The organism is Cellulomonas sp. P4_D11 (assembly GCF_056401915.1).
On record NZ_JBFUIK010000036.1, the window covers coordinates 1 to 12,300 of the forward strand.

Here is a 12,300-nt window from a genome sequence, read left to right on the forward strand (position 1 = left end):
CCGCGGCGCTCGGCGCGGCCGGCGCGGCGGTCGCCCTCATCGGTACCGCCGCCGTCTGGCGCCAGGCGCGGGCGCGTCGGCGACCATGACGGCGACAGGGGATGATGGCGGCGTGCTGGAGCAGCCCCCGACCCCCGTCGACGACCCCTTCGGCGTGCCCGAGCCCGAGCGCGTGAGCCCCCGCTCGATCACCTTGTCCGTCGGGATGCTGGTCACCGCCCTGCTGCTGGCCGTGCTCGTGGTCATGCCGGTGCCGTACGCCGTGAACAGCCCCGGACCGACGCGGGACGTGCTGGGCGAGCACGACGGCACGCCGCTGATCCAGATCTCCGGCGCCGAGACGTACGACTCGACCGGCGAGCTGCGGCTGACCACCGTGTCGGGCACGGGTGGTCCGGGCTTCCCGTCCAGCGCGGTCGGCGTGCTGCAGGGCTGGCTCTCGCCGTGGGTCGTCGTGCTCCCGGTCGAGCTGCTGTACCCGCCGGACCGGACGCAGGACGAGATCGACAAGTCGAACACGGCCGAGATGGTGTCCTCGCAGGAGAACGCCACGGTGGCCGCGCTGACGGAGCTGGGCTACGAGGTGCCGGCCACGCTCGTCGTCGCGGGCACCGTGGAGGGCACCGACGCCGAGGGCAAGGTCGAGGAGGGCGACGTGATCGTCGCGCTCGACGGCACCCCGGTGCCGGACTACCAGGGCCTGATCGCGCAGCTCGACGGGGTGGACCCCGGCTCGACCGTCACGCTCACGGTCCGGCGGCACGGCCAGGTGGTCGACGTCCCCATCGTGACGGGCACCAAGGACGACGGCCACGCCCAGATCGGCGTCTTCATCGACCCGACCTTCGACCTCCCGGTCGACGTGACCATCAGCATCGACGACATCGGCGGCCCGAGCGCCGGCACCATGTTCGCGCTCGGGATCGTCGACAAGATGACGCCCGAGGACGAGGCGAACGGCAAGGACATCGCCGGGACCGGCACCATCGACGTCACGGGCGAGGTCGGGCCGATCGGCGGCATCCGGCAGAAGCTCGCGGGCGCCGAGCGGGACGGCGCGACCTGGTTCTTGGCGCCGGCGTCGAACTGCGACGAGGTCGTGGGCCACGTGCCCGACGGACTGCGCGTGGTGCGCATCTCCACCCTGCACGAGGCCCGCGAGGCCATCACCGCGATCGGTGCGGGCACGGCCGCGGACCTGCCGACCTGTACCTCGTAGCTACTCGAGGGTCGTCCGCACCGCGGCGACCAGCCCGGGCACGAGGTCAGGACCCTGGCCGACCTGCTCGTCGTCGTCGTTCGCGCGCGTCCGTACCGCGCACCACGCCGGCCCGTCGCGCAGCGCGCCCACGACGAGCCGCACGTCCTGACGGTCGGGGTGCGCCAGCAGGAACTCCAGCGCCGCGTCGGTGTCCTGCGGCATCGCCTCTTCCGCGGCCGGCGGCAGGACCACCCGCTCGACCGTGACGGCCATCCCGTCGACCGTCGACGGCCACGAGAGGCCGGCCAGGAGCGTCTCGAGGTCCGGCGCCGGCGGGAGCTCTTCCTGCTCGACCGACGTGAGGTGCCACGGCTCGGTGCGGGCCGCGGCGAGGACCGCGGGGTCGAGCTGGGCGGCGAGGCCCGGCTCGGTGAGCAGCATGGACTGCGTCCGCACCAGGGCGAACACGCGGACCGGCCCGTCCCAGCCGGCGGCGGCGACGTGGTGCTCGATCTCGCGGACCGAGTCGGCCAGGGCCGTCAGCGCGGGGGACACAGGGGAGACGGGGGCGGCGGGGTCGTCGGACACCGGCTCATGGTCGCATCCGTGTGGGAACCTGTGCGTCGACCGGCACGTTCAGCGTGCGAGTGGTGTGCGTCCTGTGCGCGTCGCTCGACGCGGTCCGCGGCCGCGTCAGCAGTGCTCAACCTGTTGCCGACGACGAGGACCGCCACGCCGTGACCTTCGGAAGCCCGCCCCGACCCCGCACGGCGCCACAGCGTCGACGCGGGGCGCTCGCCCCGACGCTCGTCGTCCTCGGGGCGCTCGTCATCATCGTGCTGATCCTCGCGCAGGTGTGGACCGAGGTGCTCTGGTACCAGCAGCTCGGCTTCTCGAACGTGATCGCGACCGAGTGGGGCACGCGCGCCATCCTGTTCGTGCTCGGGTTCGCGGTGATGGCCGGTGCCGTGTTCTGGAGCCTCAGCTTCGGCTACCGCTCGCGGCCGGTCTACGCGCCGTCGACGCAGGAGCAGGCGAATCTCGACCAGTACCGCGAGGCGATCGAGCCCCTGCGGCGGCTCGTCATGATCGTCGGGCCGGCGGTGCTCGGCCTGTTCGCCGGTGCGGCCGCCTCGCAGCAGTGGCAGACCATCCAGCTGTGGATGCACGGTGCGCCGGTCGGCAAGACCGACCCGCAGTACGGCATCGACCTGGGCTTCTACCTCTTCACGCTGCCCGGCCTGCGGTTCGTCGTCTCGTTCCTCATGGCGGTCACGGTGCTCGCGGGCATCGGCGCGCTGGCCACGCAGTACCTCTACGGCGGCCTCCGGATCGGCGGCCAGCGCGGGGGAGCACCGCGCACCACGCGCGCCGCGCGCGTGCAGCTCTCGATCATCGCGGCCGTGCTCATGCTGCTCATCGCGGCGAGCTACTGGCTGGACCGCTACTCGATCCTCATGAACACCAAGCGCGACCAGAAGTTCGCCGGCGCCTCGTTCACCGACGTGCACGCCGTCATCCCCTCGAAGGCGATCCTGGCGGGCATCGCGATCTTCGTCGCGCTGATGTTCATCGTCACCGCGATCCGCGGCAACTGGCGCCTGCCGGCCATCGGAGTCGGCCTCATGATCGTCGCCGCGATCGCGGTCGGCGGCATCTACCCCGCGGTCGTGCAGCGCTTCCAGGTGCAGCCGAACCAGCAGGACGCCGAGGCCGACTACATCCAGCGCAACATCGGCGCCACCCTCGACGCCTACGGTCTCGACGACGTCGAGAAGACCGACTACGACGCCAAGGTGACCGCCGAGGCCGGGGCGCTGCGGGCCGACGCCGACACCACCGCGTCGATCCGCCTGCTCGACCCGCAGATCGTCAGCCCGTCGTTCAAGCAGCTCCAGCAGATCCGCGCGTTCTACGACTTCCCGGACTCGCTCTCGGTCGACCGGTACGAGATCAACGGCGAGAGCCGCGACACGGTGATCGCCGTGCGCGAGCTGTCGCTCGAGGGGCTCGACGCGCAGCAGCGCAACTGGACCAACGACTCCACCGTCTACACCCACGGGTTCGGCGTGGTTGCCGCCTTCGGCAATACGACCGCCGTCCGCGGTGCGCCCGACTTCTGGGAGGGCGGGATCCCGTCCACGGGCTCCATGGGCGAGTACGAGCCGCGCATCTACTTCAGCCCGAAGGCCCCCACGTACTCGATCGTCGGCGCGCCCGAGGGCACCAAGCCGTGGGAGCTGGACTTCCCGGACGACGCCTCCGGCGGCGCGGTGAACAGCACGTTCCCGACGAAGACGGTCTCGGCCGGCCCGACGATCGGCAACCCGCTCACCAAGCTCCTCTACGCGCTGAAGTTCGGCTCCGAGCAGATCGTGTTCTCGGACCGCGTGACCAGCGACTCGCAGATCCTCTACGACCGCGACCCGCGCGAGCGCGTCCAGAAGGTCGCCCCGTACCTGACGCTCGACGGCCGGGTGTACCCGGCGGTCGTCGACGGCCGCGTCAAGTGGATCGTCGACGGCTACACCACGTCCGACCAGTACCCGTACTCGGCGTCGCGCCCGCTGGACGAGGCGACGACGGACTCCCTCACCGAGTCCTCGGAGACGGTCCAGGCCCTGCAGCCCAAGACCGTGAACTACATCCGCAACTCGGTCAAGGCCACGGTCGACGCCTATGACGGCTCGGTCACCCTCTACGCGTGGGACGCCGAGGACCCGATCCTCAAGGCGTGGAACCGCACGTTCCCGTCCACGCTCGAGCCGCTGTCGTCCATCGACGGCGACCTGATGAGCCACCTGCGCTACCCCGAGGACCTGTTCAAGGTGCAGCGCTACCTCCTGGCCCGCTACCACGTCATCGACGCCGGTCAGTTCTTCTCCGGCAACGACTTCTGGGCCAACCCGAACGACCCGACCAGCAGCGTCGCCGTGCCGCAGCCGCCGTACTACCTGACGCTGAAGATGCCGGACCAGGACGCCGCCAGCTTCTCGCTGATGTCGACGTTCATCCCGACCGGCACCAACGCGCGCAACGTGCTGACCGGCTACCTGGCGGTTGATGCGGACGCGGGCAACGAGGCCGGGAAACCCTCGGCGGACTACGGGAAGATGCGCCTGCTCGAGCTGCCACGCGACTCGACCGTGCCCGGACCCGGCCAGGTGAACAACAACTTCGTCGCCGACCCCACCGTGTCCAACGAGCTCAACATCCTCGGACGCGGCGACTCCCAGGTGGTCCGCGGCAACCTGCTCACCCTGCCCATGGGCGGCGGTCTGCTCTACGTGCAGCCCGTCTACGTCCAGGCCCGGTCAGGCACGACGTTCCCGCTGCTGCAGCGCGTGCTCGTGGCGTTCGGCGACGACATCGGGTTCGCCGACACCCTCGACGGCGCCCTCGACCAGGTCTTCGGCGGCGACTCCGGGGCGGACGCCGGCGACGCCGGGACCTCGCCCGATACCGGCACGCCACCCACCACCGGCACCGAGACCCCGCCGCCGGCGGAGCCCGGGACCGATACCGGCACGGAGGCGACCGCCCGAGCCGACCTCGACCGCGCGCTGCAGCAGGCCAAGCAGGCCATCGCGGACAGCCAGGCCGCGCTCGCCATCGGCGACTTCGGGGCCTACGGCGAGGCGCAGAAGCGGCTCGACACGGCCGTCCAGAACGCCGTCGACGCCGAGGCGCGCCTCGGTCAGTGACGTGCACCCGACCGGCGGTGGTGACGCACGCCACCGCCGGTCGGGTGCCTCGCGATTTGGTCGCCCCTCGGGCCTGGGGTAAGTTGTACTCACCGACGCGGGGTGGAGCAGCTCGGTAGCTCGCTGGGCTCATAACCCAGAGGTCGCAGGTTCAAATCCTGCCCCCGCTACAAGAAGACGAAGGCCCGGACCTGATGGTCCGGGCCTTCGTCGTTCACGCGATCCCCTGCTCAGCGATGCACCACTGAGACCGCCCGGGGAACCGGCGAGACCTGGAGCGACGTCAGCAGCAGCTCGGCCCGACTCGCGAACACGTGCGCGCCCCGGCCGATCGCGACCGCCCGGGCACGCTCGGCCAGGCGGACGGCGCCGAGATGGTCGCCGGCGGCCGCAGCCAGCTGCGCCCTCACCAGGACCACGAGCCCTTCTGCCGAGCGTTGGCCGTAGCGTTCCAGGCAGTCGTCGGCACGATCGAGGGCCGCGGACGCGGCGGACAGCGACCCCGCGGCGATGCGCATCTCGGCGAGCAGCGCGTACCAGGTCGAGACGCACGAGCGAACCGGGTTCGACAGGTTCACCAGGATCAGTCGTTCCGCCTCGTCCGACGCCGGACCCGGGTCGCGCCCGCTCATCGCCATCGCCCAGCACCGCGCCAGCCGGAGGTAGGTCCCGAGGAAGACGAAGGAGAAGTGCGGGTCGACTGCGATCCCACGCTCGCTGCGGCCGAGTGCCCACTCGGGATCACCGACGACCGCGGCGGTCCGAGCCGCCATGGTGGTGGCGACGGTGACCGCGTAGGGGTCGTCACCGGCCGCTGTCTCGAGCCGGTCGTGGAGCACTCGCGCCTGTGCGGCGTCCCCGTGGTACGCGGAGATCTCGGCGAACGTGCCGGCGGTGAGGAGCTGCAGACCGTCCCGGACCGGGTCGGGGTCTGCCGCGCGTTCCTCGGAACGGCCGTCGGAGTGCATCGCGCTGAGGGTACGGAACGACTCTCCGACGTTGCCCAGGTGCCACTGGTGGATCCCCCAGGCGGCCTGCCCGTAGATGCGGACGACCAGGTCGTCGGACGCCGTGCCCTGCGTGAGCAGCCGACGAGCGAGGGGGCCGCTGGTCTCCAGCTCGAGGCCCTGGCCGTGCGCGGTCCAGCGTGAGAAGAGGAACCCGGCGGCATCCCGCTCGCGATCGAGGCCCCGGGCAACCTGCTCCGCCCGCTCCAGCAGGCTCACCGACGTCCGGCCGTACATCGAGCGCATGCCGACGACGGCGATCAGCTGCGAGAGCGCCTCGAGCTCCAGCTCGAGCAGGGACGATCGGCGCGCGAGCTCCACGGCAGATCTGAGCTGACGCTCTGCCGCGCCCAGCGCGGTCTTCTCCTTGGCCCGGGCTCCGGCGCGGATCAGGGCGTCGACCGTCCGGGCCGCATCGCCCAGGGGACCTGCCGCCCACAGGTGGTGGGCGACCCTCTCGGCGACGGACTCTCCGCCGAGCCCGGCGCCCTCGAGGGCATCGGCGATCCGTCCGTGGAGCGCGGCGGCGCGGCCCGGTGGGATCGCCTCGGACACGGCCTGCCGCACGAGGTCGTGGACGAAGCGGTAGCTGTACGGATCTCTCGGGTTCGGGCCGATCAGGCCGAGGGCGCGCACGGGCTCGAGGCGCCCGAGGCTGGCTGACACGTCGAGAGATGCTGCCCGGGCGAGCACGGCGATCTCGACGTCCCGGCCGACCAGCGCTGCGACCTCCAGGAGCTCCTGCGCATCGTGGTCGAGTGCGCCGAGGCGGTCGCGGACGACGTCGCGGACCGTCAGGGGCACACCGGTGCTCAGCACCGCCGGCCTGGACGCCGCCTCGCCAGCCGTCCACAGCCGGCCCAGCTCCTGCACGAAGAAGGGGTTGCCCCCCGTGCGGCTGTGCACCAGCGTGGCGATCTCCGTGGTCGGGACGACGCCGGTCTCGAGCTGGACCAGCTCGGCGACCTCGGGCGGACTCAGAGGCCCCACCCTGACCCGGCGGTGTCCGGGCGCGCGGCTGGCTGCGGCGAGCATGTGGGACAGGTCGGGGCTGGGCGAGGGGCAGGAGTCGCGAGATGCGCCGACGGCGGCGCTGCCGGCAGGGAGTCGGGCGATGACGTGCTCGAGCACCTGCAGCGAGCTGGGGTCGGCCCACTGGAGGTCGTCGATCACCATCACCACGGGTCGTTCCCGGGCCGACTCCGCGATGACGTCGACCAGCTGCTCCTGCAGGCGGAACCGGGCGCTGCTGTCAGGGATCGGGAGCGTCGGCCACGAGGCCGCGTCGGTGCCGACGAGGTGGCCGAGATCGCGCGAGAGCCATCGTTCGCGCCGGTCTGGCGCCATGGCGTCGACGAGGCCGGTCACCACCTCGATCCACGGCCACATCGTGGGGGTCCCCTCGCCCTCCAGACAGTGGCCCCGCACGACGAGAGCGCCACGTGCCGCAGCGTGGCAGGCGAGCTCCTCCAGGAGGCGGCTCTTCCCGGCCCCGGGCTCACCCTCGAGGAGCACGACTGCAGTTCTCGCGGCGAAGGTCGGTTCGAGCGCGTGGCGCAACGTGGCGATCTCGTCCGAGCGGCCGACAAGTCGTCCCGGGACGCCCGTGTCCCCAGCCGCAGTGCCCGAGGGCGGGGCAGGCTGCGTGGCGGAGGTCGACGATCGTGTCTGCGCGAGCACCCGGTGGTGCGCGGCCGCGAGCGAAGCTCCAGGATCGATGCCGAGGTCGTTCACCAGGCGGCTGCGCACCGTGTCGAACACGGCGAGCGCCTCGGCCTGGAGGCCCGCAGCGCCCAGCAGGTCCATCAGGCACGACTGCACCGGCTCGTGCAGAGGCGCCATCGTGGCGGCGAGGTGCAGTGCGGGCAGGACCCGTTCGGGGCAACCGTGGGACAGCGCGACCCCTGTGGCGTCGACACAGGCCCGGAAGAACTCGTCGTCGAGGCCGGCGAAGATCGACGCGGCCGCAGGCCCGTGCGCCCACCCGTCGCCCGCCGGGCCGCTCCACAGACCGAGCGCCTCGACGAACAGGTCGAGTGCTGTCGTCCCGTCGGCTGCGGCGAGGGCTGATCGTGCAGCGCCGGTGAGATGGCGGAACGCCGCGAGGTCGAGGACGTCCGCTCCTGCCGCGCACAGGTAGCCGGCGCCCCGGCGCACCAGGTAGGTGCCCGCGTCGCGGGACGGGAGGTCGGGTTCCAGGAGACGCCGCAGCGAACCGATGTGCTTGTGGATCACGTTCAACGCGCTCGCGGGCGCGCCCTCGCCCCAGATCAGGTCGATCAGCTCCGCGGCGCCGGTGGGACGGCCGCCCCGAGCGAGGAGCAGCGCCAGCAGATAGCTCTGCTGGCGCGGTCCGGCGTCGAGCTCGGTGGTGCCTCGCCACAGCCGGAGCGGACCGAGCACCTGCAGGCGCAACGGCTGCGTGAGCGCCGGTGGCCCGACCCGGTCGGGGCCCTCGTGCACGAGCGTCACGCTCATGTCCGTCTCCTGTCCGCCGGCTCCGCATCTGGTCGTCTGAGTGGCGTGGTGCGAGTTGGAGCGCTCGTGCGGTTGCTCGACAGATAATCTAGGCGCTGTAGTACCTCTCTAGCCAGATCCCACGACCGAGGGACGGGACCACCGACGGTGCCAGGCGAGTCACGACCACCCAGCCGGCGCGACGAGTACGCCGAGATGACGCGGCAGAGCGTCGTGGAGGCGGCCCGCAAGCTCTTCGCCGCGAACGGCTACGAGCAGACGACGGTCCCGTCGATCGCCCGCGAGGCGCGGGTCTCCGCCGCCACCGTGTACGCCCAGTGCGGCGGCAAGGAGGGTCTGCTCCGGACGCTGATGGACATGTGGACCCGGAGCGACCTGGTGACCCGCATCATCGCCGACTGCGCGGCGGCCACCACCGGACATGCCAAGCTGACGACGCTTGCCGACGGCTACGTCGAGCTCTACGCCGCGGACGACGACATCATCCGCATCGTCACCCGGGCGGCCGCGAGCGCTCCGCCGGCAGCGGACTTCGTCGGCATCGCCGATCAGCGTCATCACGAGGCGTTGGCCGTGATCGTCCAGGGGATCGAGGACGTCGGTGACCTGGCCGATGGTCTGTCGGTGGACGATGCGGCGCGCATCATCTTCTTCCACTTCCAGCACGCCCAGTTCGTCCTCGCCGTCGAGACCTTCGGGTGGGGAGTGGACCGAACGAGACGGTGGATCCTCGAACGGGTCGAGGCCGCGGTGCTGAAGGACTGACGTCCGCCGGTCCCGCGGACGGCGGTCCACTCGTTCGTCACTTCTTCTCCACACCGGCTCTCTAGCGTCGGCGGCACAGGGAGCGATCCGAAAAACAGCCGTCTACCGCCGCGAGCAGACCCGTCCCGTCGGCGGTGCGATCCGAGGAGAAGCCATGTCTGTCACACCCACCGTGGTCCTGGTCCACGGAGCCTTCGCCGATGCCTCCAGCTACGCCCGCGTCGTCGCCGAGCTGCTCGACGACGGCACGAAGGTCGTGGTCCCGGCCGGTCCCAACCGCGGCCTGGTCGGTGACGCCGCGTACATCGCCTCCGTCGTGCGCCAGATCGACGGCCCCGTCGTCCTCGTCGGGCACTCCTACGGGGGCGCGGTGATCACCGTGGCCGGTGTCGAGGACAACGTCGTCGGACTGGTCTACCTCGCCGGCTACGCGCTGGACGAGGGGGAGAGCCTCGGTGAGCTGCAGGGACGCTTCCCGGAGTCACCGCTGGCGGGGGCCCTCGCCTACGCCACGTTCCCCGTCGACGGCTCCGACGAGCCCGGCACCGACGTCTTCGTCGACGTCGCCAGGTTCCCGGAGATCTTCGCGCCCGACGTCGAGCCCGACCTCGCCCGCGTGCTGGCCGTCTCGCAGCGCCCGCTGGCTGCGGTCGCGTTCGCGCAGCCGGCCAGCGTCGCCGCCTGGAAGACCAAGCCCGCCTGGGGCGTGGTGGCCTCCTCGGACACCGTCATCAACCCCGACGTCGAGCGGTTCGGCTACGAGCGCGCGGGGATGAAGGTCTCCGAGATCGACTCGTCCCACCTGCTGATGCTCTCCCACCCCAAGGAGGTCGCCGAGGTCATCCGCGAGGCTCTCGCCTCCGTGACCGCCTGACCTCCTCTCGGCAGCCGTCGCGGCGGGAGCGCGGACGCCGGCACGACCCGACGACAGGGAGCCGACGTGAGACGGCAGTACGGGTGCATCGCCTTCACTGATGACGTCCGCGAGGACCAGCAGCACTACGGCAGCGACGAGCTCTACGACCGGGTGCGGTCAGGGGCGACGGGTGCCCCGGGCGCCGACCCGTTGGGTCAACGAGAGGCTGGTTTCCTGGCCCGGATGGACGGCTTGTACCTCGCGACGGTCAGCCAGACCGGATGGCCCTGCGTCCAGTTCCGCGGGGGCCCGCCGGGCTTCGTCTCGGTGCGGGACGCGCACACGATCGGCTGGGCGGACTTCCGTGGCAACCTCCAGCACGTCTCCACCGGGAAACCTGAGGAGGACCGGCGTGTGGCGATCATCGGGGTGGACTACCGACGTGAGGTGGAGCAGCTCGGTAGCTCGCTGGGCTCATAACCCAGAGGTCGCAGGTTCACATCCTGCCCCCGCTACACGAAGACGAAGGCCCGGACCACATGGTCCGGGCCTTCGTCGTGCAGGCTCTCTGCCCAGACCCCCACATGGCTGTCTCCCCAGCGGTCAGCGCCGGTCACGCCGTGGAGATGGCGCCCTCTGGCAGGCTCACGAGTCGTCTTCCGGGGGCGCCGTGGCCCCGTCGCGCTCGTCTCGCTCGGCCCAGCGGAGCAGCGGCGCCAGGTCGAACACCGCGTCGTCGATGCCGGCGTGCAGGTCGCCGAGCTCGGCGTAGCGTGCGGGGACCGTGCGCAGGGTGCAGTCGCGGGGGTCGACGTCGTCGATCTCGTCCCAGCGCAGGGGCGTCGACACGGTGGCGTCCGGGGTCCCTCGCACCGAGTAGGCCGAGGCGATGGTGTGGTCGCGCGCGTTCTGGTTGTAGTCGACGAACACGAGCGAGGGGTCCCGGTCGCGCCGCCACCACGTCGTCGTGACGTCGTCCGGCGCGCGGCGCTCCACCTCCCGGGCGAAGGCGAGCGCCGCTCGTCGCACGTCCGCGAAGCCGTGCTCGGGCGCCACCCGGACGTAGACGTGCAGGCCGGAGCCGCCGGAGGTCTTGGGCCAGCCGACTGCGCCCAGCTCGTCCAGCACCTCCTGCGCCACGCGTGCCACCCGCCGCACCCGGTCGAAGGGGCAGTCCGGCATCGGGTCCAGGTCGATGCGCCACTCGTCGGGGCGTTCCGTGTCGCCCCGGCGGCTGTTCCACGGGTGGAACTCGACGGTCGACATCTGCACCGCCCAGATCACGTGAGCCAGCTCGGTCACGCACAGCTCGTCGGCGGTGCGGCCGTAGCGCGGGAAGTAGAGCTCCACCGTCTCCATCCACGGCGGAGCCCCGCGCGGCAGCCGCTTCTGGTGCACCTTCTCGCCGGCGACGCCCGTCGGGTAGCGGTGCAGCATGCACGGGCGCTCCCGCAGGGCACGCACGATCCCGTCACCGACGGCGAGGTAGTAGCTCGCCAGGTCCAGCTTGGTCGCCCCGCTGGCGGGGAAGTAGACGCGGTCGGGGTTGGAGATCCGCACCGTCCGGGACCCGACCTCGAGCTCGACGGCGGGTGACTGGTCCGGGGCCATGCCTCATTCAAGCGCGCCACGCGGCTCGGCGGTGGCAGGCAGGCTCGGCGCTCGGTCCGGAGTCGGCTGCATCGCAGGTGCTCGATGTGCAGTCGACCGCGTGCCGTACGGTCCCTCGACGGTTCAGGGCGTGCTTGCCGTCGGCACGTCGGTGGGCGCCCACCGGCGGCTCGTCCCGGTCCCGGGGCCGTGGGCCTGAGCCCGCGCCCGAGCGGCGGCGATCGCGGACTCGCGGGCGTCGCGCATCGCGACCTCGGCCGACGGCGTCGCGGGGACAGGGGCCGCGCACCGCATGTGCGGCTCACCGGGTCTCGACGGAGAGACGCCGACGGGCCGGCACGACGCGCCCGCGGGCACGTGGACATGGGAGGCCGGGGCGGTGGTGTGCGGCGGCACGGACCGGGTTCCGAGGTCCGTCCCGAGCACGCCGGCGGCAGCGATCCCGAGGGCCAGCCCGGCACCGCCGAGCACGCGGCGGACGTGCAGCGCCCGCTCGCCGAGGTCGTGCGGCGGTTCGTGCACCGGGTCGGGTTCCATCTCGAACTCGATGACGGTCTCGAGATGAGCTCTTCTGTGGGTGGTCGCGGTGGTCATGGCGCGGTCTCTTCTTGCGTCGAGATGGGTGCGCCTCGACCCGCGGTGCGCGATGTGTGTGGTCGGCCGTGAGGAGGACGTCGC

At 71.8% G+C, this 12,300-nt stretch carries 8 protein-coding genes and 2 tRNA genes; 6 read left to right on the forward strand and 4 right to left on the reverse strand.

Annotated features, from left to right (window positions below; all coding sequences use genetic code 11):
- Window positions 1–112 precede the first annotated feature (112 nt).
- Entirely contained in the window at window positions 113–1,219 is a 1,107-nt protein-coding gene (locus AC1DT4_RS17240; RefSeq protein WP_477091010.1) for a YlbL family protein, read from the forward strand.
- Here AC1DT4_RS17240 and AC1DT4_RS17245 read toward each other — a convergent pair whose 3' ends face one another.
- Entirely contained in the window at window positions 1,220–1,789 is a 570-nt protein-coding gene (locus AC1DT4_RS17245) for a PPA1309 family protein (RefSeq protein WP_477091011.1), read from the reverse strand. It abuts the gene before it with no gap.
- 149 nt (window positions 1,790–1,938) lie between these two features.
- Here AC1DT4_RS17245 and AC1DT4_RS17250 point away from each other — a divergent pair, with 149 nt between their 5' ends.
- Both AC1DT4_RS17250 and AC1DT4_RS17255 read left to right on the forward strand, forming a co-directional pair.
- Window positions 1,939–4,905: a UPF0182 family membrane protein gene (locus AC1DT4_RS17250; RefSeq protein ID WP_477091012.1), complete on the forward strand. Its 2,967-nt coding sequence runs from the start codon at window positions 1,939–1,941 to the stop codon at window positions 4,903–4,905.
- A gap of 96 nt (window positions 4,906–5,001) precedes the next feature.
- Window positions 5,002–5,075, forward strand: a tRNA-Met gene (locus AC1DT4_RS17255).
- Between the two features lie 60 nt (window positions 5,076–5,135).
- On the opposite strand, the gene AC1DT4_RS17260 is transcribed toward AC1DT4_RS17255, so the two are convergent.
- On the reverse strand, window positions 5,136–8,390 hold the full coding sequence (locus AC1DT4_RS17260) for an ATP-binding protein (RefSeq protein WP_477091013.1): 3,255 nt from the start codon (window positions 8,388–8,390) through the stop codon (window positions 5,136–5,138).
- Window positions 8,391–8,585: 195 nt separating this feature from the next.
- On the opposite strand from AC1DT4_RS17260, the gene AC1DT4_RS17265 reads away from it, so the two are divergent.
- The 3 genes from AC1DT4_RS17265 (at window position 8,586) to AC1DT4_RS17275 (ending at window position 10,526) form a co-directional block, all read left to right on the forward strand.
- The gene (locus tag AC1DT4_RS17265) at window positions 8,586–9,155 is read left to right on the forward strand and encodes a TetR/AcrR family transcriptional regulator (protein WP_456824894.1); all 570 of its coding nucleotides are present in this window, start codon (window positions 8,586–8,588) and stop codon (window positions 9,153–9,155) included.
- A gap of 154 nt (window positions 9,156–9,309) precedes the next feature.
- Entirely contained in the window at window positions 9,310–10,029 is a 720-nt protein-coding gene (locus AC1DT4_RS17270; protein ID WP_477091014.1) for an alpha/beta fold hydrolase, read from the forward strand.
- 423 nt (window positions 10,030–10,452) lie between these two features.
- Window positions 10,453–10,526 (forward strand) — tRNA-Met (locus AC1DT4_RS17275).
- A 130-nt stretch (window positions 10,527–10,656) separates the two neighbouring features.
- On the opposite strand, the gene ligD is transcribed toward AC1DT4_RS17275, so the two are convergent.
- A complete protein-coding gene (ligD, locus tag AC1DT4_RS17280) occupies window positions 10,657–11,622 on the reverse strand; it encodes a non-homologous end-joining DNA ligase (RefSeq protein ID WP_477091015.1) in 966 nt (321 codons plus the stop codon).
- Between the two features lie 123 nt (window positions 11,623–11,745).
- A complete protein-coding gene (locus AC1DT4_RS17285; protein WP_477091016.1) occupies window positions 11,746–12,216 on the reverse strand; it encodes a hypothetical protein in 471 nt (156 codons plus the stop codon).
- Window positions 12,217–12,300: the final 84 nt, after the last annotated feature.

Bases quoted from the DNA above. Each gene is read 5' to 3' on its own strand.
- AC1DT4_RS17270 (WP_477091014.1), top strand. From the start codon at position 9,310: ATGTCTGTCACACCCACCGTGGTCCTGGTCCACGGAGCCTTCGCCGAT.
- ligD (WP_477091015.1), bottom strand. From the start codon at position 11,622: ATGGCCCCGGACCAGTCACCCGCCGTCGAGCTCGAGGTCGGGTCCCGG.
- AC1DT4_RS17265 (WP_456824894.1), top strand. From the start codon at position 8,586: ATGACGCGGCAGAGCGTCGTGGAGGCGGCCCGCAAGCTCTTCGCCGCG.
- AC1DT4_RS17285 (WP_477091016.1), bottom strand. From the start codon at position 12,216: ATGACCACCGCGACCACCCACAGAAGAGCTCATCTCGAGACCGTCATC.
- AC1DT4_RS17260 (WP_477091013.1), bottom strand. From the start codon at position 8,390: ATGAGCGTGACGCTCGTGCACGAGGGCCCCGACCGGGTCGGGCCACCG.